We start from the raw sequence: 24526 nt of genomic DNA, 5'->3' as shown, positions 1-24526 counted from the left end.
CGTGGCTGACCTGAAAAAGGGTGCGCGGATCACCGGTAGCACGAGAGACAGACTCGCCGCGGATCTGAAAAAGAAGTACGAAAAGGGGGCGAGCATCCGAACGCTGGCCGAGTCCACCGGGCGGTCCTACGGGTTCGTACACCGAGTGCTTTCCGAATCGGGCGTTCAACTGCGCGGTCGTGGCGGAGCTACTCGGACCAAGAAGAAGTAGCTCACGGCCGGTCGACCGGTACGGGGTGATCGTCCCCGGTGTGGTCTTCGGGGCGCGCCGTGCGTTCCGCGACGCTGAAGCACAGGGCGGCGCCAAGTAGCACGGTCGGATACACCAGGTAGCCGAACCTGGTGGCTGGTACCAGCAGCGTCGCGGTGGCGAGTGCTATCGCGCAGCGCAGCGCGGTATCCGCAGCGGTGCGTGGTGGCCTGCGCAGCAGCCATGCCGCGATCGCCAGCGCCGCGAGGGCGAGTACCACGTAGCCGAGCACGCGGCCGATGGAGCCAGCGCTGGCCAGCAGATGGCCCGGTAGCGGGCTGGCCGCGGGGGAGACGACCTCGGCGAGCCCCGCGGGAAAGAGGAATACGTGATCGAGGTACGCCCGTGGTGCGACGAGTAGCACGGGGATATTCAGCACCGCGCAGGCCAGCAGGTGGACCGCGCCGAACCTCCCCAGTCCACGCGCGCCGAGGCGGGCCGCGACCAGCACCGCGACCACCACGACCGCCGGGAGCGCGGTGAGTTTCGCGCTGAGCACGATCGCGAGCACCAGTGCCGCCCAGCCAGCGTGGTCCCGTGCGGCGAGCGCGATACCGAGCACGATCAAGCCCACGATCGCCAGATCGGGCCCCGCGACCGCCCAGGTGTACGCGGTGAGCGGGAAGATCACCGCGAGCTGTGCGGCGCGGACCGGAATCGCGAATGCTCGATGTGGCCAGCCGAGCAGCCGGAGCGCGCCAACCACGGTAAGGACGGCGGTGAGCGCGAAGACCAACCGGGCATCGGTGAGTGGGGAGTCACCGAACAGTGCCCTCGGCAGGCCGAACAGCGCCATCGCCGGACCGTACGGCGTGTAGTCGTTGACCACCGCGGCTCTCCCGAGCGCGGCGATATCGGTATACGGCGTACCGGTGGTGAACAGCAGCTTCGCCGCCCGTTCGATCACCCAGACTTCCGGCTGAGCGGACCAGGATCCCGGGGTGTTCAGCCAATCGCGGCCGGTGAGTCGGCGGACGACAAGTACCGCGAGCGGCGCAAGCATGCCAACGATGCCGATCACCGCGATCGGTGTCCAGCGCGAGCGAAGCCTGGCCAGCGGACCGCTGCCCCGGTTCGCGCGCGTACCGCTGAGCAGGAGCCAGGTGGCGTGCAGCAGGGCGAACCCGTACGCGGCGGTGGCGAACCACCCCCAGATCCGGAAGCCGTAGAACTCCGAGCCCACCGCGGTGAACGCGGCGAAGGCCGTGCAGCCCGCGTAGAGTCCGAGATCGACCGCGACGGCGCCTCTGGTGGCGGCGTTTCGCCGGTCGATCAGCGCGTGCACCTGAGTATTGTCCGTTGCCGCGCCAGGTGCCCGGTGGCCGGGTGGCATGCCTCGAGTACGAGCGAAGCCTTCGAAGCACGGCAAAGAACCCAAAAGTACGCATTCCCGGCTCGTGTCGGTTACTGGCGGTTCGTGGCGCCGCACCTTTGGGGCAAATCAGTTCGACACCTGCGGGGCAACCCCAACCGACGCGGCGCGTCCCTCTAACGTAGACGCAACCAGTGCTGCGAACGCGGAGGATGAGCTGGATGGCGACGTGCGGCGGTGAGCGAGGGTGAGCTACGGCGGCCAGTACGGCGGCGGCCAGCCGCCGAGGCGTCCACGACCTCCACAGGGAGGCGGGCGACCGGGCCAGGGGCAGCCGCCACGGCGGCGGCCACCGCAACAGGCGCAGATGATGCCGAAACCGGGTGCGCAGCAGCGCGCGCGGCCACCGCACCAGCCGCCGCCGCGATCGACCCGGATGCTTCCGCAGGATCAGCAGGAACCGCCAAGCCGACCGCCGCGTACCCAGAAGCGACGCAAGCGGCGCCGTCCCGGTCGGATCCTGCTCACGATTCTGCTGGTGTTCCTGCTCGGGATCGGTGCGATCTGGGCTTACCTGGACTTCTCGATCAACCGGGTCACCGCGATTACCGATTACGAGGGGCGGCCCGCGGCGGCTGAGGGTACGAACTGGCTGATCGTCGGTTCGGACAGCCGTGCCGGACTCGATCCGGAAGACGCCGAGCGTCTGGTAACCGGCGACGAGGCGGCTGCCGGCGGTCAACGCACGGACACGATGATGTTGTTGCATATTCCGGATAACGACACCAAGCCAACCTTGGTGAGCATGCTCCGAGATTCCAATGTGGACATTCCGGGGTATGGTGTGAACAAGATCAATGCGGCCTATTCGTTTGGTGGGGCGGAATTGCTCACCAAGACCGTCGAGCAGAACACCGGCCTGCGGGTGGACCACTACGCGGAGATCGGCTTCGGCGGGTTCGCGAACGTCGTCGACGCGGTGGGTGGCGTCGAGATGTGTCTCGACGAGGAGATGCGCGACACCAAAACCGGGATCACCATTCCAGCTGGTTGCCAGGACTTGGAAGGGCCGGAGGCGCTTGGTTTCGTGCGGATGCGCTACAGCTCCTCGACCCCGCGGTCGGACTTCGACCGGGTGGTCAACCAGCGCAAGTTCATTGGCGCGCTGGTGGGTGAGCTGGCCAGCCCCGCGACCTTCCTCAACCCGTTCCGGCTTTTCCCGCTGCTGTCCGCCGCGCCGGACGCGCTCACTATCGACGAGGGTGATCATCTGCACCACCTGGTTGGGATGGCGTGGGCGATGCGCGGGCTGTCCAGCGGTGGCGTGACGACCACAACCGTGCCAACGGACTCCAGTGGGCAGTACTGGGATGAGGGGCTGTCCACTCAGCTGTTCGACGCGTTGCGTACCGACCAGCCGGTGCCCGAGAGCGCGATCATGGAGTAACCGCGCTCGTTGAGGTCAGCGAGGTTATTGGGGGTTGCGGAGTGCGGCGAGCGCGCGGTTGGCGTGCACGCTCATCCGGAGTTCGCTCTTGATGACGTCCAGGACGCGCCGGTCGGTGCCGATCACGAACGTCTGCCTGCGGGTGAGCAGTGGCCCCAGCTTCCTGCGCACGCCGAAGGCCTCGGCCACCGTGCCATCCGTATCGGCGAGCAGTGGGAAATCGAACGAGTACTTACTCGCGAACTCGTGCTGTTTGGCGACCGGATCTGGACTTATCCCGACGCGCTGAGTGCCGACCGCGGCGAACTCCGCGCCGAGATCCCGGAAGTGGCAGCTTTCCGCCGTGCAACCGCGGGTCATCGCGGCCGGATAGAAGAACAACACGACTGGTCCGTTGGCGAGGAAACCGGTCAACTGGCGGCTGTTGCCCTGCTCGTCCGGCAGCGTGAAATCCTCGGCGATATCACCGATTCGCATTATTGATCCCTTTCCTTCGCGCCTGAACTCGCGCGCCGCGATCAAAGCGACTTTGCCGTCCCGCGCAGGAAGGACAGCACATCTCGCGCGGTACCGGGTGGTGCGGCGAACATACCGCTCGCCGCGAGCACGCCCAGTTTGCCCAGCCGCGCGGCACAATCCGCGTCGGGTACGGCTTCCGCGGTAACCACCAGGCCAAGCAGACTGGCCTGGCCAACCAGGTGGGTGAGCTCGCGCAGCGGAAAATCATCGTCGTCGGCTTCGCTGACCTCCTCGACGAGATCACCCGTCAGATGCACGCCACTGAGCGGCAGGCGATGCCGGCGCGCCATGCTCAGCTCCGCGGTCCCGGCGATCTCGAGCGTCAGCCCGAAGCCGCTTTCGTGCAGGATCTGTAGCGAGTCGTTCAGCTCGCCCCGCGGGGTCAGCACAGCCTCGGGCGCGAACTGGATCTGTACCGACTCCGGGTCCACGGCCAGGCGTTCGACGGTGCTGGTCACGTCGTTGACCAGATCCTCGTCAAGCATCATCCGGTCCGGCACGCGTAGCCGGACCGGCACGAGCATGTCGCCAGCCGCCCGCCACTCGGCTACCTGGGCACATCCGCGTTCCAGCAGCCAGTGGCCGATCGGCAGCATCAGGCCCGTCTCCACCGCAAGCGGGCTGAACTCGGCCTCCCGCAGCACGCCGAGTTCGGCGTGATCCCAGCGCGGTATGCCGGCGACCGCATACGGCACGGATGGCGTGTCCAGCCGCATCAACGGGGCGAAATCCAGCGTCAGCTCACCGTTTTCCAGCGCGCCGCCGATACCCGAGCCAATCCGGTACCTGGCCCGGTCGCCGGCGTCCAGCTCGGGATCGAAGAGCATCCACTGCGCCTTGCCGTTGAACTTCGCCCGATGCAGAGTGATCTCCGCGGCTCTGATCAGCTCGGTCGCGGTGTACTGGCTGGCCGGCTGTACGGCGATGGCCACGCTCGCCGAGATCGCGACTCCCTGGTCCTCGAAGTAGACGGGTTCGGCGAGTTCCCGCAATGCCTCGTTCACCAGTTGCGTCAGGATCGGCGCACTGACCTCTGGGCCGCTGAACACGACGGCGAAGCCATCCCCGGTCATTCGGGCGACGAGCGCGTCTCGGTTACTGAACACCCAGCTCAGCCGGTTGGCCACGGATTGCAGTACCTGATCACCGACCTGCGCGCCAAGGCCGTCCTGGATGACCTTGAAACCGTCGATGTCCAGGAAACACAGGCCGATCTGCCGACCGGTCTTGGTGGCCGCGTCCAGCGCGGTTTCCAGATGGCTGACGAAACGCGATTTGTTCGGCAGCCCGGTGAGCGCGTCATGTACCGACTGGTAACCGATTCGTTCCTGGAGCAGGTGTAGATCGGTGACATCGGAGATGACCAGCACCGGGTAGGACGGCCCGTATGTGCTGTCCGCGACCAGGGTGAGCGCGAATCGCGCGGAGACGGGCTCGTCCTCATCGGCGTTGCGAAGCTCGATCTGAGTGCGAAACCGCGGTAACTCGCCGCGTTTGAGCCTGGTGAAGCCGTCCTGCACGCGGTGGACATCGTGCTCGGCGGCGAGATCGTGGAACGGCACCCCGTCCAGTCCACCCCGGTCGCGGTGCACCAAGAGTTCCAGTGCGCGGTTGGCGTGCACGATGTTTCCGTCAATGTCCCCGACCGCGATACCCACGTCAGCCGTGGCGAATACGGCGGCGAACTGGGCCTGGCTTTGCGCTCGTTCCCGTTCGGCCTGTACTTGGGCGCGCAGCGCGGCTTTCTTGATCTGCTCCTGACTCTGCAGCAGATGGGTGCGCAGTGCATCGAGGTAGCCGTCGACGAGCGCCCCCTGGATCTCGGTGCTCCGGCGAGCTCGGTCAACTCGGCGGTTCTCCGGCAACAGGGCTGGCAGCTCGGCGCCGAGGTGGCGAACGGTACTGGACAAGGCGCCGGGCCCGTGGAAACTCTGGGTCACCAGCTGCTGCCCGATGGCCTGCACTTGTGCCGTGTCCAGGGTTTCCTCGGCGCCGAGGTCAATCAACTTGGTGCCGAGCGCGCGGAAGAGCTCGTGCGCTTCCGCGAGCGAGAGGGCGACCAGGCTGGTGTTGAACACCATGCTGGTCCATTGGCGGGCGAACTCCGCCAATCCTGGCCTGTCACCAGGTGTAGGCACTGCGCACCTCTTCGCAACGTAACTGGGCGTGCGGAGAGTCTAATGAGTTTGGCAGATGAGGCATACAGTAGGTGGAAAATTACACGATGTAGATCATCCCGGTTAACGCAGAGCCTAGAATACGATCACCGAACGGGTGGGTCCGGGGCACAAGCCTCACGGGGCGTGTTGTTGATCACCTTCGACTGAGCACAATCGGTAGTCCATCCACCGGAATCGGCAACGACGTGAAGTCCCAGCGCACCTCGTAGTCGGCGGGGACCGACCAGTCGTAGTTCCGCAGCATCTCGTGCAACAGGGTTTTCACCTCGAGCGTGCCGAAGTGCAGTCCGATGCACTTGTGCACGCCACCGCCGAACGGCAGCCAGGCGAACCGGTGGCCCTTGTCCTCCCTGCGTCCTTCGCTGAACCGATCGGGATCGAACTCGTCCGGGTTGGTCCAGTATTCCGGGTCGAAATGATTCACCGCGGGGGAGACGATGGTGATCATGCCCTTGGGGATGTAGTGCCCGGCGACCTCGGTATCGGTGACTGCCCGGCGCATATAGGTGGGCACCGGCGCGAGAAGCCGCAGGGATTCCTTGATGACCAGATCAAGCGTGTGCAGCTGATCCAGCGCGGCCATGTCCAGTGGTTCATCGCCAAGTGCGAGGCTCTCCTCGCGGGCCTTCTGCTGCCATTCCGGATGCTTGGCGAGGAAGTAGGTGGCGGCCGAGGTGGTAATGGTCGTGGTGTCGTGGGCGGCCATCATCAGGAAGATCATGTGATTGATGACGTCCTCGTCGCTGAACCGCTCGCCGTCCGGCGTGGTGGCGTGGCACAACGCGGAGAACAGATCACGCCCATTACTGCGCCGTTTCGCGGGCAGGTTATCGGCGAAGTAGCGCTCGAGTACCTGCCTGCCCTGGAGGCCGGCCCGCCACCGCCCACCGGGGATCGGCGCGCGCAGCAACGCCGTCGGCGCGCGCACCGCGTCGACAAAGGCCTTGTTCACCCGGTCTGCTTCCGCGCCGCTGCGTTCGTCCATGAACACCCGGGTCGCGATATCCAGGGTCAGCTGTTTGAGTTCCGGATAGATCTGGAACGGCTCGCCGGTCCGCCAGTGGGGTAGTGCCTCGCGGACACACGGCCCTACCTGCTCGGTGTAGCCGGCTAGCCGTTCGGAGGTGAACGCCTCCTGCATGATCCGCCGATGGGTCAGGTGCTCGTCGAAATCGAGCAGCATCAAGCCGCGGTGGAAGAACCGGTCGATCATGGTGACCCAACCGTCCTGCGAGAACGCCTTGTCCTTGTTGATCAGGACGGTCTGAGTGGCCTCCGGGCCGGCGACGCCGACCATGCGCATCCCGAGGAAACTCATCCAGGACACCGGTCCGTATTCGGCATACCGGCGGCGGGCCACCGCATAACCGTTGCGCATGACCTCGATGCTGTAGCCGAGCAAGGGCAGTCCACCGTCACCCATCACCGGGCGCAGGTCGCTCCCCGGCGGCGGCGTCGCCAATGGCCGCCGGGGCCCGCGCATATTCGCCATCGCTTCGTCCACCTTGCGCGGCAGTGGCGCGGCGACAAGCAGCGGTGTCGGTCCGCGAACCGCGTCGAGTGCCTTGCGGACGGTGGACGGCATAGTGATCAGCTCCCCGTTGAGAGAAACACGGCTGACATCTATCACTGTCGCGCGGATGGGCCTTATTGGCAAGTGGTCAATTTATCCTCGCCGGCTGGGCATTGTGTGTTCCGGAAGATCGAGTAAGGTCGATGACGCTGGTGGTTCGCCGGGTGGGTGCCTGGCGGGCGAGTATGACGCGCGATGAGGCGCGACATGCCGAAGAGGGAACCCGGTGCGATTCCGGGACTGCCCCGCAGCGGTGTGTGGGAACGAAAGCCGTATTTGGAGCACTGGGCGAATTTCGCGTCTGGGAAGCGGCGGCAAGTAGGTTCGTTGACCGGTTCTGTCGACTGGTGTGACGGGTGCTCACGAGTCCGAAGACCTGCCACCGGTACACGCATCAACCCGATGCGTGTCGGTCCGCGACCTCGAGGGAAGGTCCGACACCGCTCCGGTGGTCCATGGCGTTCGGGACGTCCGATGGTGTGTTCCACCTATCCGGTGCTCGCTTGTCTCGAGGTCAACGCTCACGAGGAGAGAGCAATGACCAACACCGAACCGGATACCGCTCGGATCGGCGCTACCGTGCTCGGCTACCCCCGCATTGGCCCACGTCGGGAACTCAAACGAGCACTGGAACGCTACTGGTCGGGACGAATCGACCTTGCGGAACTGCGCGAGGTAGCGACCGGGCTGCGCGCGGACTCCTGGCGGGAACTCGCCGCCGCCCGCCTTGACTCCGTACCGAGTAACACGTTTTCCTACTATGACCAGGTTCTGGACGCCGCGGTACTTTTCGATGCCATCCCTGATCGGTTCCGTGCACTTGGACTGTCTGATGTGGACACCTACTTCGCGATGGCGCGGGGCTCCGGCACGGCGCAACCGCTCGAGATGACCAAGTGGTTCGACACCAACTACCACTACCTGGTTCCGGAACTGGGGCCAGGCACCGAGTTCCGGCTGGTCGGGGACAAGCCGGTCGCCGAGTTCCGCGAAGCCGAAGCCCTTGGCGTGCGTACTCGGCCAGTGCTCGTCGGCCCGGTGTCGTTCCTATTGCTCGCTAAACCCGATGAGTTCGCGCCAGCGGATTTCCGCACGCTGGACCTGTTGGACGGCTTGGTAGAACGCTACGCGGAGCTACTCGCCCAGCTCGCCGAGGCCGGCGCGGAATGGGTACAGCTGGACGAACCGGCCTTCGTCGGTGACCGCACCGAGGCCGAACTCGGCGCGCTACGCAGGGCCTACGACCAGCTGGCCGAGCTGACGAACCGGCCGAAGCTGGTCGTGGCCAGCTACTTCGGCGACCTGGGTGCGGCGCTTCCGGTGCTGGCCGATACCGCGGTCGAGGCGATCGCGGTGGACCTGGTCTCCGCGCCGGATACCGCTGACCGGATCGCGAGTCTCGGCGGGATGCGTGCCAAGACCGTGCTCGCCGGAGTAGTGGACGGTCGTAACGTGTGGCGTACCGACCTGCGGGCGGCGCTGTCGAAGTGCGCCACGCTGCTCGGCTCGGTCGCCGAGGTGTCGGTATCCACATCGTGCTCCCTGCTGCATGTGCCCTACGACCTCGACGCGGAGACCGCGCTGGAACCGGCGGTGGCCAACCGGCTGGCGTTCGCCAAGCAGAAGGTGGCCGAAGTCGCGCTGCTCGCCGATGCGTTGGCAGGCGGACAGCGGGATGCGTTGTGGGCGGCGGATAACGCGATGGCCAGCACCGGGGGCGCGACCGATGAGCGGGTTCGCGCCAGGATCGCGGCCTTGCGCCCCGAGGACGCCAAGCGGGTCGACTACGAGGAGCGGGCTATCGCCCAGCGCGCCCAGCTCGGCCTGCCATCGTTCGCGACCACGACTATCGGTTCGTTCCCGCAGACCGCCGAGATTCGCCAGGCGCGAGCGGACCTCCGGGCGGACCGGATCGATGAGTCGGAGTACCGGGAGCGGATGCGTGCCGAGGTGGCACGGGTGATCCGGCTGCAGGAGGAGCTCGGGCTCGATGTGCTGGTGCACGGCGAACCCGAACGCAACGACATGGTGCAGTACTTCGCGGAACTGTTGGATGGCTTCGCGGCCACCGAGCACGGCTGGGTGCAGTCCTACGGATCGCGATGCGTACGCCCGCCGATCCTGCATGGTGACGTCTCCCGGCCGGCGGCGATGACGGTGGAGTGGAGCGGCTATGCGCAGTCGCTCACTACGAAACCCGTGAAAGGCATGCTCACCGGCCCGGTGACGATCCTCGCCTGGTCCTTCGTGCGCGACGACCAGCCACTCGCGGACACCGCGCGGCAGGTGGCGCTCGCGTTGCGGGATGAGGTATCCGATCTCGAGGCCGCGGGCATCGGGGTGATCCAAGTGGACGAACCGGCCCTGCGGGAGCTGCTGCCGTTGCGGGCACGTGACCGCGCCGAGTATCTCGAGTGGGCGGTCGAGTCGTTCCGGCTGGCGACCGCGGGTGCCGCCGAGGGGACGCAGATCCACACGCACCTGTGCTACTCGGAATTCGGCGACGTCATCGAGGCGATCGACGGGTTGGACGCCGATGTCACTACCATCGAGGCGGCACGGTCCAAAATGGAGGTACTGGAGGACCTGCGCGCGATCGGGTTCCGGCGCGGGGTTGGCCCCGGTGTCTATGACATTCACTCGCCGCTGGTGCCGGACGAGGCGTCGATGGCCGAGCTGCTGCGATTGGCGGCGGACGCGGTTCCGGCGGAACGGCTCTGGGCGAATCCGGACTGCGGGTTGAAGACCCGCGGTTACCCGGAGGTGGAACCCGCCCTCCGGCACATGGTCGGAGCAGCCAAGGCGGCACGGGCCTAACTCGACTAGCTCGCTCGGTGACCGCGCTCACCTTCGAAAACGCGGTCACCGAGCGTGCACCAACCGCAAGATCCCTAAAGATTGCGGTCAGGTGTAGCCCGGCGATCTCCTCGTTCACCCCGATAAGCACGCTAACCTGAAGAACGCGAACACGAAAAGTCACAGCAGCCACCGCACGGAGTAACAGCAAGATCCTGAAGAAATGTGGTTCAACGGACCCCGGCTGCCGCACCCCTCACCAACGGTTTCTCTTCAGATCGCGGACTCGGTGACCGCGCCGACTTTGACGAGCGCGGTCACCGAGCGTGCGCGGAGCTAGTTCCAGTCGAGCGTGCCGCCGGTCTGGTATTCCACGACCCTGGTCTCGAAGAAGTTCTTCTCCTTGCGCAGGTCCATCGTTTCGGACATCCAGCCGAACGGATTGTCCGCGGGTGGGAACACCGGTTCCAGACCGAGCTGGGCGCAGCGTCGATTGGCGATGAACCGCATGTACTGCGTGCACGAGTCCGCGGTCATCCCCAGCATGCCGTCCGGCATGGTGTCCTGGCTGTAGGCGATCTCCAGCTCGCAGCCCTCCGCCAGCATGGTACGGACCTCGCGCTGGAACTCGGAACTCCACAGTTGTGGGTTCTCCAGCTTGATCTGGTTGATCGCGTCGATACCGAAGTTCAGGTGGATCGACTCGTCCCGCAGGATGTACTGGTACTGCTCGGCGATGCCGACCATCTTGTTCCGTCGACCCAGCGAGAGCACCTGGGCGAACCCGGTGTAGAACCACATGCCCTCGAAGACCACGTAGAACGCGATCAGATCGCGAAGGAAGGCCTGGTTCGCCGCCGGGGTACCGGTACGGAACTCGGGATCCTCCAAACTGCGGGTGTACTCCAGCGCCCACGCGGCCTTGTCGGTAATGGACGGTACCTCGCGGTACATATTGAACAGTTCGCCCTCGTCGAGGCCGAGGCTTTCGCAGATGTACTCGAAGGCATGGGTGTGCACCGCTTCCTCGAAGGCCTGGCGCAGCAGATACTGCCGGCACTCCGGGTTGCTCAGCTGGCGGTACACGGCGAGCACGATGTTGTTCGCTACCAGCGATTCGGAGGTGGCGAAGAAGCCGAGGTTGCGCTTGAGCATTCGTCGCTCGGCCGGAGTGAGACCGTCCGCCGACTTCCACAGCGCGACGTCCTGCTGCATCCCGATCTCGGTGGGCATCCAGTGATTCGCGCAGCCAGCGAGGTACTTCTCCCACGCCCAGTGGTACTTGAGCGGCAGTAGCTGGTTCACGTCCGCTCGGGCGTTGATCATGGATTTGTCCTCGACCGTGACCCGCACACCGGTTCGGTCGATGTCACCAAGTCCGCTCGCGTTCACGGCTGAAACGTCCGATGTGGTCACTGGCATGCCTCGCAGTCCTGGTCGTCGATGGCGCACGCCTGGGCAACCGGCGAGACCGCGTTGAGCCTGCCGTCGGTGCCGGCAAGGGTGCTCTTCTCGACCTGGGTAGCGCTCTGCGTGCGGAGGTAGTACGTGGTTTTCAGGCCCTTGCACCAGGCAAGCTGATACAACTCGTCGAGCTTGCGGCCGCTGGGTTCGGCAAGGTAGAGATTCAGCGACTGGGCCTGATCGAGCCATTTCTGCCGCCGGGACGCGGCTTCGATCAACCAGCGGCTGTCGATCTCGAATGCGGTCGCGAACAGCCGTTTGAGTTCTTCGGGTATCCGCTCGATGTTGGCGATCGCCCCGTCGTGAAACTTCAGCTCCGCGACGAGCTGATCGTCCCAGAGCCCGCGGTCCTTGAGCTCCCGAACCAGCACCGGGTTCACCACGGTGAAGTCGCCAGACATATTGGCTTTGACATAGAGGTTACGGAAGATCGGCTCGATCGACTGGCTGACCCCGCAGATGTTCGAGATCGTGGCGGTTGGCGCGATCGCCAGGACGTTCGAGTTGCGCATGCCGCTGCTACGCACGCGATCGCGCAGGCCCGCCCAGTCCAATGTGCTCGACGTATCCACGGCGAGCTCGGAATCCGCTCGCGCGGCGCGCAACAAGTCCACCGAATCGATCGGCAGAATGCCCTGGCTCCACAGTGATCCGTCGAACGAGGGATAAACGCCACGTTCGGCGGCGAGATCCGCGGAGGCGACGATCGCATGGTAGCTGAGCGCTTCGGTGCTCCGGTCGGCGAACTCGACGGCCATGGGCGATTCGATCGGCAGGCCAAGCTCGCTGAGCGCGTCGGCGAAGCCCATCACGCCGAGCCCGACCGGGCGGTGCCGCAGGTTCGAAGCCCGCGCCTCGGGGATGGTGTAGAAGTTGATGTCGATGACGTTGTCGAGCATGCGCACGGCGGTCCGCACGGTGTCGCCGAGCGACTCGTGGTTGAGTTCACCGTTGACGATATGCGCCGGCAGGTTCACCGAACCGAGATTGCATACCGCCACCTCGTCAGCGGAGGTGTTCAGGGTGATTTCGGTACACAGGTTCGACGAGTGCACCCTGCCGGCATGTTGCTGCGGGGACCGCAGATTACAGGCGTCCTTGAAGGTGATCCACGGGTGTCCGGTTTCGAACAGCATGGTGAGCATCCGCCGCCAGAGGTCCACGGCGCGGACCTTGCGGTGCACACTGAGCTCGCCGGCTTCGGCTGCGCGCTCGTAGTGCCGGTAGCGTTCGGCGAATTCGAGCCCGTACAGCTCATGCAGATCGGGAGCCTCGTCCGGCGAGAGCAGCGTCCACTGCTCATCGGCGCGCACCCGGCGCAGGAACTCGTCCGGCACCCAGTTCGCGGTGTTCATATCGTGTGTTCGGCGCCGGTCGTCGCCGGTGTTCTTGCGCAGTTCGAGGAAGTCCTCGATATCGATATGCCAGCTTTCCAGGTACGCGCAGGCCGCGCCCTTGCGTTTACCGCCCTGGTTCACCGCGACGGCCGTGTCGTTCGCGATCTTGAGGAACGGCACCACGCCCTGCGATGTGCCGTTGGTGCCTCGAATATGGGCGCCGAGTCCGCGCACCGGGGTCCAGTCGTTGCCCAACCCACCGGAGTACTTCGCGAGCAAGGCGTTGTTCTTCACGCCCTGAAAGATCGCATCCAGGTCGTCGTCCACCGTGGTCAAGAAACACGATGAGAGCTGCGGCCGGGTCGTTCCCGCGTTGAACAGGGTAGGCGTCGAGCACATGAACGCGAACCGGGAGAGTAGTTCGTAGAACTCGATCGCCCGATCCTCTGGTGCTTCCTCGTGGATCGCCAGGCCCATGGCCACCCGCATGAAGAACGCCTGGGGCAGCTCGTACCGGACACCACCGTGGTGCAGGAAATAGCGGTCATACAGGGTCTGCATGCCGAGCAGCCCGAAGGACCGGTCCCGTTCGGGGCGCAACGCCGCGATGATCCGTTCGAGGTTGAACTCGGCCAGCCGGGGATCCAGCGCGCCGAGCTCGATCGCGCGGTTCAGATACGCGGTGAAATACTCGGCATACCGCTCGGTCATTGTCAGCTGGCTGGCGTGAACTTCCTGCCCGGCAAGGAAACTCAACGCCTCGGTGCGCAGCTTGTCCAGCAGCAGGCGGGCGGCCACTACGGAGTAGTTGGGCTCCTGCTCGACCAGGCCCCGGGCGGTCATGATCGGCGCGAGCGCGAGTTCTTCCTTGCTGATACCGGTATAGCGCATCCGTTGCGTCTCGGCGATCACCCGCCGCGGGTCGACATCGGCGAGCCCGGAACAGGCTTCGGTGACGATCTCGACAAGGCGGTCCGCCGTGGGGGCCGGTTCGTGATCGGCCACCTGTTCGCCGGTAGCGGGTGGCGCGACAAGCTGATTCATTGCTCTCTCCTCGCGAGCCTTTGATCGACACGTATCGGGTTGATACGCGCGCCGGTGGCAGGTCTTCGGACTTGTGGGCAGCCGTCAACCAGTCAGCAGAACAGGCCAACGGACCTACTAGCCGTCGCTTCCCAGGCGGGAATCCGCCCAGTGCGTCAGTACGGCACTCGTTCCCACACACCGCTGCGGGGCAGTCCCGGCATCCCACCGGGTTCCCTCTTCGGCACACCTACGCGTGCCGTGACACGGGCACGGCGTGCCTGCCCGCCAGGCACTCGACCCGGCGAACCACCAGTGCAACGAATGCTACATGTTGTATTGGTTGATCATTGGGCACCCCATATATGCCGGCGTGTCGCTCAGTGGATGGTGCTCAGGTACTCGGCGAAGTCGGCGATCGCCCGCGGGTTGCGCGGACCTTCGACCAGCGCGGCGTACGGCAATGCGAAGAACCGGTCCTGCTCGACGGCGGTGACGCTGCTCAGCGCCGGATTGCTGCGCAGGAACTCCTTCTTCTCCGTCAAGGTGATCGGCGTGCCGCCGGCATAATCGTTGATCAGGATGACGTCCGGATCCCGCGCGACGACCGTTTCCCAGCTCACCGTGGTCCAGCTGTCATCCAGATCGGCGAAGATGTTCTCCCCGCCGGCTTTGCTGATGATCTCATGTGGACCGGCGTTGCGGCCCGAGGTAAGCGGCTGGTCGGTGCCCGCGTCGTACAGGAACACGGACGGGCGTTCCTTGTCGTCCGGTACCGTCGCGCTGGCCTTCGCCACGGTTTGCTTGTACTCGGCGATCAACCGTTCGGCGCGTTCGGATACGCCGAAGATCTTGCCCAGGTTGCGCAGGTCGGTGTAAAGCGCTTCGAGCGGCGGCATGATCCCGCGCGCGGACTCGTTGCCGTTTCGGCAGGACTCGGTGAGCACGTAGCTGTCGATACCCTGGCGCCGTAGCGACTCCGGGGTGATCCCGCGTTCGTCGCCGAATCCATAGCTCCAGCCGGCGAACACCAGGTCCGCGCCAGCCGCCTGGACCACTTCGGTGCTGATCTTCTCGGCGAGCCGTGGCACCTTCTCGAAACTCGACCGCCACGGCGAGCTGTCCACTCCGGAATCCTGTCCCTCGGACAGTGTGTAGCCGGCGAGATGGTCCTCGAGACCAAGCGCGAACAACAGTTCGGTGATGCCGATATCGTTGCTCACCACCGAGGTGGGCTTGGCGTCGTAGGTTACCTCCGAGCCGCAGTTGGTGACCGTGACCGGATAGCCGGGCGCGGTTGTGTCCGGCTCGGTGGCCACCGTGGCGCCACATCCGCTGGCGAGCAATACGGTGACTGCGACAGCACTGAGCAGGCGTGGTGTCGACGGCATTCGGTTCACTCCTGATCCTGGTCGAATGGTGGTTGCGCGTGGTAGAGCAACTGCACGGCGCCGGTAGTCGGGTGGTCGACGACATCGGCGTGTACGTCGAACACCTGGTGCACCAGCTCGGCGGTGAGGACCTCCCGTGGCGGTCCGTCCGCGACGATCCGGCCGTCCGCGAGCACGCAGAGCCGATCGCAGAACGTAGCGGCCAGGTTCAGGTCGTGTAGGGCGGCGAGCACGGTCAGGTCCAACTCGCGCACCAGCCGAAGCACTTCCAGTTGATGGCGGATATCCAGGTGATTGGTTGGTTCATCCATCACCAGCACGCTCGGCTGCTGAGCAAGTGCCCTGGCGATGAGCACCCGCTGGCGTTCCCCGCCGGACAGGGTCAGAAAGCCCCGATGCGCCAGCCCGACCGCGCCCACCCTGCGCAAGGCGTCCTCGCAGACCTGCTGGTCCATAGTGGACATAGCACGTAGCGAACCCTGATGTGGGGTCCGGCCCATCGAGACGACCTCGGCGACGGTGAAGTCGAACTCGCTGTGGTTGTCCTGGGTGAGCGCGGCCAGGTGTCGCGCGCTCTCCTTGAGGCGAATGCCGGATAGTTCCCTGCCATCCAGCTCGATCCGGCCAGCGGTTGGCCGTAGTGCACGGAACACGCAGCGAAGCGTGGTGGATTTGCCGCTGCCATTCGGCCCGACCAGACCGACCACGGTTCCGGACGGCACGCCGAGGCTCACCTCGTCGATCAGTTGCTTGCCGGCCGCGGTCACCGACACGCCGTTGAGTTCCACGCGCATCAGCGGCCGCCGAACACATAGCCGCGCCTGCGCATGAGCAGGACAAAGAAAGGAACTCCGAGTACCGCGGTGAGCACCCCGATCGGCAGTTCCTCAGGTGCGGCCAGGGTACGCGCGGCAAGATCGACCCACACCAGAAAGCAAGCACCGGCAAGCGGTGCGATCGCCAGTACGCGGCGGTGGTCAGCGCCAACGAGCATCCGGACCACATGCGGCAGGAGGAGGCCTACGAAGCCGATCGCGCCACTCACGGCGACCAGTACCCCGGTGAGCGCGGCACTGACGGCGAAGAGTTCGCGGCGAAACCGGGTGGCGTGCACCCCCAGCGTGATCGCGGCCTCGTCACCCATCGACAGCGCGTTGAGTCGTCGGGCGCGAACCGCGAAGTACCCGATGCCGAGCAGTACGACGATCCCGGCGATCGGTACCGAGGCCCAGTTCGCCCCGGCGAGGCTGCCGAGTAGCCAGAACAGTGCCGAGCGAGCCGCCTCGCCGTGTGGGGCGCGGAACACCAGCAGCGTGGTGATCGCCGAGAAGCCGTACGCCATTGCCGTTCCGGTGAGCACCAGGCGCAACGGTGTCAGTCCCGACCGGCCGTTGGCGGCGAGATAGACCAGCGCCGTCGCGACGAGCGCGCTGAGAAAGGCCGCGACCGACAGGGCGTAGAGCCCGAGCCCGGCGAAGATCCCGAGCGTGGTCACCGCGGTCGCGCCTACCGAGGCCCCAGACGAGATACCGAGGATGTATGGGTCGGCAAGCGCGTTGCGCACACATGCCTGCACGGCCACACCGACCGTGGCCAAGCCGGCGCCGACGATCGCGCCCAGCAGCACTCTGGGCAGCCGTAGTTGGGTGATGATGCGGTAGGGGCCCTCCTCGCTGGCGGGGATCACCCCGCCGCGGATCTCCGCGTCGAGTATCCGTAACACCTGGCTCAGTGGCAGGTTTACTGGGCCGAGTGCGATTCCGGCGAGCACCGAGCAGGCCAGCAGTACCACCAGTCCGATGACGAGCGGGAGGAGCCGGCCGCCTGATCGTGGCGGATCAGCGGCGCGTCGCAGCCCGGCCGTCGTGCGGTCCAGTGCGTTCGCGGTCATCTCGGGTGCCTTTCGCGTGGGTCGCGATCAGGCACCCAGCGGGATGAGCGGTATCGCCACGGCGGCGCGGTAACTCGTCCCGGTGGGCTCCGTCCCGCAGACCACGACGGGTAGTGGAGCGCTACCGCGCCAGCGGGTATTCGGGCTTGCGGCCGCACGTGGCTGGCCGCCTACCGTTGCGGGTCAGCGCCGGACTGGGTACGCACCGAAGGGTGTCGCACGAACCGGACTTCCCCCGCGTGGCGCGGGTTGTCTAACGGCTTGATGTTTGACGGCCCGCCCCTGGCCTGTCAACGGTCGGCGGGATAGATCACCTTGGTCGCGGGTATCGAGGGGCCAATGACTGTGATACAAAGAATCAGAACTGTCTCAATGTATCGGGCTGCGTTCGACGGAGATCGGGGCGGGTATGACGACAAGCGAGCATGCGGTGGGGTCCGGGATCGAGCCGGCCGCCGCCGAGGTGACCGTGCCTGGACCGGGATCGTTGCACTGGCGCTACGCCGGTGATCACGGCATCTATGTCATGTTGGTCCGGGCTGGCCTGTTGCAGCTGATGCTGCCGGATCTCGGTCGCGGCGTGCAGGATCATTCAGACTTCTTCAGCGAGCCGTGGGAGCGGGTATTGCGCTCGGTTCCGCAGATCCAGGGCGTCACCTTCGATTGGCCGAACGGGACACGCACGGCGCGGATGATTCGTGAGTACCACACCGGCATCAAGGGAGCCCAGCCGGACGGCCGGCGCTACCACGCCTTGGCTCCGGAGACGTACTACTGGGCGCATGCCACCATCTTCGACGCGGCCCTCCAGTTCACCGACACCTTCCTCGGCGCCTTGTCCGAAAAGGACAAAGAGACGTTCTATGCCGAGTCGTGTCAGGTCTTCCGCGGTTACGGCGTGAGCGATCGGATCATGCCGCCCGACTATCGGAGTTTCCGGGAGTACTTCGACCAGGTCTGCGCCGAGCAGCTGGAGCTCACGCCCACCGCGAAGGCTCTCGTGCAGATGGGCGAGGAGCCACCGGAACGATTCCCACTGTTGCCCCAGCCGCTGTACCGGCTGCTCCGCAAGCCAAGCGGAAAGGTGCTCTGGTGGGTGGCCGTTGGCACCCTTCCGCCGGTGATTCGGGACAGGATCGGCGCCAGCTGGTCGCCCCGGGACGAGCGTCGCTACCAGCGGATGTGCCGGAGTATCGGGCGGGTCTGGCCGCTGCTGCCCTCCGCGGTGCGGTACACGCCGAGGGCTCGGGCTGGGTTCCGCCGTGCCGGGGTCGGTCCCGCCGGTTGCTAGTGTCGCCGATGTGACCACGCCGGAATCCAGCGAGCTGCTCGGTTTGGTGCTCGCCAGCGCACGCGATACCGATCGGGTAGGCGCGGGCGTGCTGGACGCCGCGTTCGAGGAGATCCTCACCTACGGTCTTCGTCGGACCAGCGTGGATATGGTCGCGCGGCGTGCGGGCGTGTCCAGGGCGACGCTCTACCGGCGTTTCGACGGCAAAGACACACTGGTGCAGGCCGTGCTGGTGCGGGAGTGCCAGCGGTTCTTCGACAGCATCGTGACGGCGATCGGGCCGCTGCCGACGGTCGAGGAACGCCTGGTCGAGGGTTTCGTGGTCGGCGTGCGGTATGCCCGTACCGACCCGCTGTTGAGTCGGCTGCTTGCCAGCGATCCGGAAGCGCTGTTGCCGTACCTCACGGTGAACGGTGAGCTCGTTGTCGCCGTCGCGCGCGATTTTCTGGTCTGGCAGGGTGATCAGGTGCCCGGTGGGGTGGAGCCGGTGGACGGGCGCACACCAGAGGGTGTCGCGGAACTGTTCGTCCGGTTGGCCATCTCGTTCACGTTGACCCCACAGAGCAGCATTCCGCTTGGGGACGACGAGGAAGTGCGCCGGTTTGCCCGCGATTACCTCGCGCCATTGTTGCGTGCCTGAATCGTCGCCGCTCCGGGTATCGCGCGCCGGTCGCGCGAACGCATGATGAGCGCGGCGACGTAGTAGACGCACGGTTGTTCCCCCGGATTGGCATAGCTGTGCGTCACATCGGCCGCGAAGTAGAGCGAGTCGCCGGCATCGAGGACGACTTCCTGGGTTCCGGCGGTGACCCGCAGCGTGCCACTGTGCACGACAAGGTACTCGTGTGATCCAGGCGCGTAGGCATCGAACGGATGTGGCGCACAGCCGGCTGGCAGGGTGCTGCGGATCCACTCGAAGTTCACTCCCGGCACCACCGGGCTGAGGATCGCGCGAGACCAGCCCTCCGCCTCGTGCACGACGTCCTGTTCGGCGGCACGGCGTATCACCATCCGAGGCGGTTCCTGCTCGGCGAGCAGCTCGGTGAGCGGCAGGTCCAGTCCAACCGCGACACGAGCGAGCACGACGATCGTTGGCGCCTTGGCGCCGCGCTCCATAGCGGAAAGCATGCTGACGCTCACCGCCGAGCGGTCGGCGAGCTGCTGCAGCGTGAGGCCGAAGTCGGTACGGGCGGCCTGGATGCGTGCACCGAGTTGCTCAAGATCGACCATTTCTCTATAATAACGAAAGATTTTACTATAGAAGAATACTTCGAGATTGTGTGCCGAGATGGATATTCGCGCCGCTCGTGCTGATGATCTCGGCGATATCAGCCGGATCTACCGGCGTTACGTGCTGGACAGCGTGGTGACCTTCGCGGAGATCCCGCCGGATGCGGCATCGTGGCGAGCTCGGCTGGACGACGCGGCGAGTAGCGGGTTGCCGTTTCTTGTTGCGCACAACGATGCGGCACTCGCTGGCTATGCCTATGCGAAACCCTGGCGGGCGCAGCAGGCGTATCGCTATACCGTCGAGGAGTCGATTTACCTCGCGCCGTGGGCGGTCGGCAGGGGAGTCGGTCGACTGCTGCTCGACGGGCTGCTTGCGCGGTGCCGGGAGGTTGGAGTGCGCGAGGTAATAGCGGTCATCGTGGACGGCGATGACCCTGCCTCGTTCGCGTTGCATCATCGCTGCGGTTTCACCGAAGCAGGTCGACTGCGTGGCGTCGGGCGCAAGCACGGTAGGGACCTGGACACGGTGCTGTTGCAGTGCCGGCTGGCCGATTCCACGGTGTTGGGGTGAGTGGATGAGGCGGTCCGGTCTGTTCTACGGCTGGTACATGGTGGCCGGACTGAGCGTGACCGAACTGGTGTCCTGGGGTGTGCTCATCTACGCCTTCTCGGTGTTCGTCGTGCCCATGCACATCGAACTCGGCTGGTCGCTCGGCACCTTGAACGCCGCTTACGCGGTCGGCATCGCGGTTTCCGGCGTGGTCGCCATGCCCGTCGGTCGGCTGCTCCAGGCACGGGGAGCGCGCACCCTGATGACGGTTGGCAGCGTACTGACCGTACTCGTACTGCTCGGTTGGTCGCATGTGGACTCGATCGCGGTGTTCTTCGGCATCTTCGCCGTTGCCGGGCTCGCGATGGCGATAACGTTGTACGAGCCCGCCTTCGCGGTCACCACGGCCTGGTTCTCCGCGTACCGCGCGCGAGCGGTACTGGTGCTGACCGTGTTCGGGGGGCTGGCCAGCGTCGTGTTCGTGCCGTTGACCGGCTGGTTGATTGACATATTGGGCTGGCGGGACAGCTTGCTCGTGCTCGCGGCCACCGTCGCGGTCTGCTGTGTACCGATTCATGGCCTGGTGCTCCGCCGTCGGCCCGCTGACCTGGGCCTGTTGCCGGACGGTCGGCGGCGGGAACGGGTCGATCCGGTTACCGCGCGGGGAGATGGTTCAGTGGCTCGTGCCACCGCCGTGCGCAGCGCGTCGTTTCGCTGGTTCGTGCTGTGCATGGTGGCCGCGACGGCGTCGAGAGTTGCCATCTCGGTGATTCTCGTCGCGTACCTGGTGGATCGTGGTTATCCGCTCGGTCAAGCCAGTCTGCTTTCCGGTGCGGTTGGGCTGTTCCAGGTATGCGGGCGGCTGCTGATCAGCTGGCTACGCCGGTACTTGCCGGAACATCTGGCGAGCGCGATCCTGCTGTGCGCGCAGGCGCTCGCGCTGGTGGTGCCAATGCTTACTACTGGACACGGTTCCGGCGCCACGGTGTCCATCGTGGTCTGCGTGGTCCTGTTCGGACTCGGTTTCGGGTTGCCAGAGCTGCTGCGTGGCACCTTGCTCGCCGAGTACTACGGGCCACGGCACTTCGCGAGTATCAACGGCACGCTGGCGATGTTCGTGATCGGTGCCCGCGCCGGCGGGCCGTTCCTGGCTGGCTGGGTGGTCACCTTGGTGGACAGTTACCTGCCGGTGTTTCTTGGCGCCGCGTTCCTCGCGTTTGTCAGCGCCGGTGCCTTGCTCGCGTCCCGGCGGGCGGTACGCACCGAACTGGGTGCGCCGTGACCACCGAACCTCGCTAACCTGAAAGAACGCGATCACGGAGCGCGTCCGGTTGCCGAGTTCGTTCCCTCACTGGGAGTTGGCGGCGATAACTCGTACCGGCTTGGCGGTACCCAGCGTTTGGCCGTTTCCGTCCAGTGCTTCCGTGGCGACGTAGGAGTACTCGCCGTCGATCGGCGCCATGGTTTCGAAGCCGTCCCGGTCCGTTTCGGCTACGGGTTGGAGATCGTCCGGAGTGGCGCCGGCCAGGATCCGCCAGGAACGGGTCTCCGTCGAACCGTTCCAGCTGGTGTACACCTGGATCGTGCCGTCGGTTGCCCGCTTGCCCACGACATCCGGTGGTTGTTGCGGGAAACCTTGCCACGGCAGCCGGAATGCCCGGTATGACTGCATCTCGGCGCCGAAGTCCGCGTGCAACAGGACCTCGCCGTTCGCGTCGAACTCGGTGTAACTGGGTTGGGATCCCCAGCCAACGAAGCTGTGTCCATTCGGAAGTACCTGATTGTTCGACTGCGAGACACTGGTGGTGCCGTCGGGATGGGGGAAGGAGCGTGCCACGTCGGCGGTTCGTTTCTCGGTGTCCACATCGAGCACGAGTGCCCGCGATGGCGGGCCCGGCTTCTTCGACACGTTGTCCAGCAAGCTGAGCCGCCCGTCGGGAAGCCAGCGCGCATCGTGCTGCCAACCGAACTCGGCGTCCTCGGCAACGGCGAAATCGCTGTTCTTGCCGCCCAGCCGCCAGGACACCTTCCGGGTTTCCCGGTCAATCTGATAGATCGTGCTGGTGTGCCGGGCCGAGATGAGCAGGTTTCCCTCCGCGTCTTCGTAGACCGAGTTGATGTGGAAGTAGTCGTGTGCGGCGCCGGGATCCTCGGGCGGCGGTTCCACGGACTCGGACACCGGAACGTCGTCGAGACTGTGCCATTCGAACAACACGTCGCCGGTTTCCGGATCGACTTCCTGTACGACTCCTTCGATCACGGGTCGATCGTTTTCCTGCTGGCCGTGGTATATGACGAGTAGCGCGGTATCCCGCGACGTGATGATCATTTCGTGTTGATCTGCGTTGAGCCCGTTACCGGCTTCCACCGTGGCGATCTGCTCATACCGCTGGTTCATGATCACGTATTGCCCCTGGCCGCCCTCGGGGTCGGTCTGCCACCAGGTGAGTACCGGCTCTCCCTGGTACCGCTGGGCTTTGAAGTCCATCGCGCGGGTTTGCTCGCCATCGCCAACCCGCTTGGACCAGACTGGTTGGCCACTGTCGTCGACGATCAACGGGCCGGTTTGCGCGTCGGTGCCACGCGGGCTGAGAAAGATGTGGCCCGGCGCGGTACCTTCCTCGGCCGTGTGCACGTTGATCACCGGCGGTGTGAGATCTGGCCTGGTGACGAAGTCATGCGGCACGGCAGTCGAAGGGTTCGCCGCCGCGGGCGCGGAGGCGACCGCCCAGACAAGCGCGAGGAGCAGCGCGGTGCCGAGTGGTAGCCATAGCAAGCCACGCTGGCGGTGAGGCAATTCGTCCCCGCGTGTTCCACGCATCGTTTCTCCGTTCGCCGGAAAATGAACGCGGCCATCATCCATCAGCGCGATGCCGCGCGCATGGCGAAACGGTGATTCCGGTTGAGCTGACCAGGACCGTCGGCTCCGTTGGTGGCGCCTGTGGCTTGGCCGTCCGGGGGACGGTGTGCAGATCGGTGACTTTCTGTCCATGAACGTGAGCGGGATGACAATGCTTTCCCCCCGCGAGGTAGTTACGTCCCTCGGTTAGCGGGGAATACTGGACGTGAGACGGATGGTTGACCTGGGGAAGGCGAGGAGATGGGCCTGGAGCGGGTGCGGCGGCGGTCGCGCCTACTGGAGTGGGTGTTTCGGTACCCGGCTGGTTCCACGCGGCGCGCGGTCGACCGGCTGGAGTCCAGTCTGGTCGTGAGCGCCCTGCTGATCATGATCATCGCCATCCCGATCGCCGTTGCCGCGGGGAGCGCTACCCGCGACGCGGTGGCGCATCGGGCGGAAACGTCGTATCAGACGCAGGCGGTGTTGCTGGACGACGCGCCCCGTCGAACACTCACCGAACCTGGCGACCTGACCACGCCGGATACCCGCGTGCGGGCTCGGTGGCAGACCGAGTCGGGCGGTACGGATACCGGAAAGATCACCAGCCAGCCGGGGATGCGGGCTGGTGAGCGGGTGGATATCTGGGTCGACGACAGTGGCAGACCGAACCGGCAACCCACCACCCAGAGCATGGCGGTGCCCACCGGTGTGTTGACCGGTCTGGTCAGCTACTTCGCCATCGGAATGGTCGTCGGCCTGTGCGTCACCGCGCTTCGCTGGCGGCTGGATCGGGTTCGCGCGGCGCAGTGGGCGCACGAATGGGTGCTCGTCGCGCCGATCTGGTCGCGCCAGTACTGAACTGGCGAGGGCATGGTCCTGCCGAGCAGTTATCCGGGTCTCGGTTGATTCGTTGACGGTGGATCCATCATCGGCATCCCGTTCATGGTGGACAGTGCGAACTACGCTACCGGCACCGAACACAGCCAGGCTCTCACCAAATTGGAGTATGAATGAAGGTCTTCGTGGACAGCGGTCGTTGCCAAGGGCACGGGCTGTGCAACATGTCGGCTCCGGAAACGTTCGATCTCGATGACGACGGCTATGCACGCGTGCCTGCCTCTGAGGTCCCAGACGACGGAGGGCTTCGCACCCGGGTGCGTGCCGCCGTCGACGGTTGCCCTGAGAGAGCACTTTCGATCGAGGGCTGACAGTCGTCAAGCGTTACCTCGATCAAAACAGCCCCGGGAGAAGAGGAGAATGGCCCAGCGTTCGACGACGCCGATGGACGACCCGCGGTTGCGTCCGTTGGGTGAACGCTCGCGTGCGTGATGGACCTTGACAGGCGTGGATTTACTTAGCCGAAATAGGTGACTTACTGCACATCGTCACTTTGATTTCGTGTTGTCCGTATTTCATGGCCGTCGTGGTTTGAG

General features: G+C 65.4%; 20 protein-coding genes and 2 riboswitches. Of the genes, 9 read left to right on the top strand and 11 right to left on the bottom strand.

Going from position 1 to position 24526, the window contains the following annotated elements; genetic code table 11:
• Position 1 precedes the first annotated feature (1 nt).
• The gene (locus tag EV191_RS13490; RefSeq protein WP_132877363.1) at positions 2-211 is read left to right on the top strand and encodes a helix-turn-helix domain-containing protein; all 210 of its coding nucleotides are present in this window, start codon (positions 2-4) and stop codon (positions 209-211) included.
• Position 212: 1 nt separating this feature from the next.
• Here EV191_RS13490 and EV191_RS13485 read toward each other — a convergent pair whose 3' ends face one another.
• Positions 213-1583, bottom strand: coding sequence for a glycosyltransferase 87 family protein (locus EV191_RS13485; RefSeq protein WP_132877362.1), 1371 nt, complete (start codon positions 1581-1583; stop codon positions 213-215).
• 346 nt (positions 1584-1929) lie between these two features.
• Here EV191_RS13485 and EV191_RS13480 point away from each other — a divergent pair, with 346 nt between their 5' ends.
• Positions 1930-3009, top strand: coding sequence for an LCP family protein (locus EV191_RS13480; protein ID WP_132877361.1), 1080 nt, complete (start codon positions 1930-1932; stop codon positions 3007-3009).
• Between the two features lie 24 nt (positions 3010-3033).
• Here EV191_RS13480 and EV191_RS13475 read toward each other — a convergent pair whose 3' ends face one another.
• The 3 genes from EV191_RS13475 to EV191_RS13465 all read right to left on the bottom strand — a co-directional run bounded on the left by EV191_RS13475 (position 3034) and on the right by EV191_RS13465 (position 7293).
• Positions 3034-3486, bottom strand: coding sequence for a peroxiredoxin (locus tag EV191_RS13475; protein ID WP_132877360.1), 453 nt, complete (start codon positions 3484-3486; stop codon positions 3034-3036).
• 41 nt (positions 3487-3527) lie between these two features.
• Positions 3528-5666: a diguanylate cyclase domain-containing protein gene (locus EV191_RS13470; protein ID WP_132877359.1), complete on the bottom strand. Its 2139-nt coding sequence runs from the start codon at positions 5664-5666 to the stop codon at positions 3528-3530.
• A gap of 175 nt (positions 5667-5841) precedes the next feature.
• On the bottom strand, positions 5842-7293 hold the full coding sequence (locus EV191_RS13465; RefSeq protein WP_132877358.1) for a cytochrome P450: 1452 nt from the start codon (positions 7291-7293) through the stop codon (positions 5842-5844).
• 169 nt (positions 7294-7462) lie between these two features.
• Positions 7463-7680, top strand: a riboswitch (cobalamin riboswitch).
• 138 nt (positions 7681-7818) lie between these two features.
• On the opposite strand from EV191_RS13465, the gene metE reads away from it, so the two are divergent.
• On the top strand, positions 7819-10098 hold the full coding sequence (metE, locus tag EV191_RS13460; RefSeq protein ID WP_132877357.1) for a 5-methyltetrahydropteroyltriglutamate--homocysteine S-methyltransferase: 2280 nt from the start codon (positions 7819-7821) through the stop codon (positions 10096-10098).
• A 315-nt stretch (positions 10099-10413) separates the two neighbouring features.
• Here metE and EV191_RS13455 read toward each other — a convergent pair whose 3' ends face one another.
• The 5 genes from EV191_RS13455 to EV191_RS13435 all read right to left on the bottom strand — a co-directional run bounded on the left by EV191_RS13455 (position 10414) and on the right by EV191_RS13435 (position 17183).
• The gene (locus EV191_RS13455) at positions 10414-11499 is read right to left on the bottom strand and encodes a ribonucleotide-diphosphate reductase subunit beta (protein WP_132877356.1); all 1086 of its coding nucleotides are present in this window, start codon (positions 11497-11499) and stop codon (positions 10414-10416) included.
• Complete coding sequence (locus tag EV191_RS13450) at positions 11490-13922, bottom strand: ribonucleoside-diphosphate reductase subunit alpha (protein ID WP_132877355.1); 2433 nt, start codon at positions 13920-13922, stop codon at positions 11490-11492. Before EV191_RS13450 ends, EV191_RS13455 begins: the two co-directional genes overlap by 10 nt.
• 39 nt (positions 13923-13961) lie before the next feature.
• A riboswitch (cobalamin riboswitch) is annotated at positions 13962-14185 on the bottom strand.
• 96 nt (positions 14186-14281) lie between these two features.
• Positions 14282-15292 carry an ABC transporter substrate-binding protein gene (locus tag EV191_RS13445; RefSeq protein WP_132877354.1) on the bottom strand — a complete coding sequence of 337 codons (1011 nt, stop codon included), beginning with the start codon at positions 15290-15292 and terminating at the stop codon, positions 14282-14284.
• A 5-nt stretch (positions 15293-15297) separates the two neighbouring features.
• A complete protein-coding gene (locus EV191_RS13440; RefSeq protein WP_132877353.1) occupies positions 15298-16086 on the bottom strand; it encodes an ABC transporter ATP-binding protein in 789 nt (262 codons plus the stop codon).
• Positions 16086-17183 (bottom strand): FecCD family ABC transporter permease, encoded by a 1098-nt coding sequence (locus tag EV191_RS13435; protein ID WP_132877352.1) that lies wholly within the window; start codon positions 17181-17183, stop codon positions 16086-16088. Before EV191_RS13435 ends, EV191_RS13440 begins: the two co-directional genes overlap by 1 nt.
• A gap of 409 nt (positions 17184-17592) precedes the next feature.
• Here EV191_RS13435 and EV191_RS13430 point away from each other — a divergent pair, with 409 nt between their 5' ends.
• Positions 17593-18474: an oxygenase MpaB family protein gene (locus tag EV191_RS13430; RefSeq protein ID WP_132877351.1), complete on the top strand. Its 882-nt coding sequence runs from the start codon at positions 17593-17595 to the stop codon at positions 18472-18474.
• 10 nt (positions 18475-18484) lie between these two features.
• Positions 18485-19114: a TetR/AcrR family transcriptional regulator gene (locus EV191_RS13425; protein WP_207894521.1), complete on the top strand. Its 630-nt coding sequence runs from the start codon at positions 18485-18487 to the stop codon at positions 19112-19114.
• Here the strand turns inward: EV191_RS13425 and EV191_RS13420 are convergent.
• On the bottom strand, positions 19087-19704 hold the full coding sequence (locus EV191_RS13420; protein WP_132877350.1) for a helix-turn-helix domain-containing protein: 618 nt from the start codon (positions 19702-19704) through the stop codon (positions 19087-19089). The genes EV191_RS13425 and EV191_RS13420 overlap by 28 nt on opposite strands.
• Positions 19705-19762: 58 nt before the next feature.
• Here EV191_RS13420 and EV191_RS13415 point away from each other — a divergent pair, with 58 nt between their 5' ends.
• A complete protein-coding gene (locus EV191_RS13415) occupies positions 19763-20275 on the top strand; it encodes a GNAT family N-acetyltransferase (RefSeq protein WP_132877349.1) in 513 nt (170 codons plus the stop codon).
• Positions 20276-20279: 4 nt separating this feature from the next.
• On the top strand, positions 20280-21536 hold the full coding sequence (locus EV191_RS13410) for an MFS transporter (protein WP_132877348.1): 1257 nt from the start codon (positions 20280-20282) through the stop codon (positions 21534-21536).
• Between the two features lie 66 nt (positions 21537-21602).
• On the opposite strand, the gene EV191_RS13405 is transcribed toward EV191_RS13410, so the two are convergent.
• Positions 21603-23075 carry an arylsulfotransferase family protein gene (locus tag EV191_RS13405; protein ID WP_132877347.1) on the bottom strand — a complete coding sequence of 491 codons (1473 nt, stop codon included), beginning with the start codon at positions 23073-23075 and terminating at the stop codon, positions 21603-21605.
• 279 nt (positions 23076-23354) lie between these two features.
• On the opposite strand from EV191_RS13405, the gene EV191_RS13400 reads away from it, so the two are divergent.
• Positions 23355-23951 carry an Rv1733c family protein gene (locus tag EV191_RS13400; RefSeq protein WP_132877346.1) on the top strand — a complete coding sequence of 199 codons (597 nt, stop codon included), beginning with the start codon at positions 23355-23357 and terminating at the stop codon, positions 23949-23951.
• Positions 23952-24103: 152 nt separating this feature from the next.
• Positions 24104-24301, top strand: coding sequence for a ferredoxin (locus EV191_RS13395; protein ID WP_132877345.1), 198 nt, complete (start codon positions 24104-24106; stop codon positions 24299-24301).
• Positions 24302-24526: the final 225 nt, after the last annotated feature.

Source organism: Tamaricihabitans halophyticus (assembly GCF_004340875.1).
Taxonomy (GTDB): Bacteria; Actinomycetota; Actinomycetes; order Mycobacteriales; family Pseudonocardiaceae; genus Tamaricihabitans; species Tamaricihabitans halophyticus.
The sequence above is the reverse complement of the archived record's forward strand: the minus strand, read 5'-3'. Positions and strand labels throughout refer to the sequence as shown.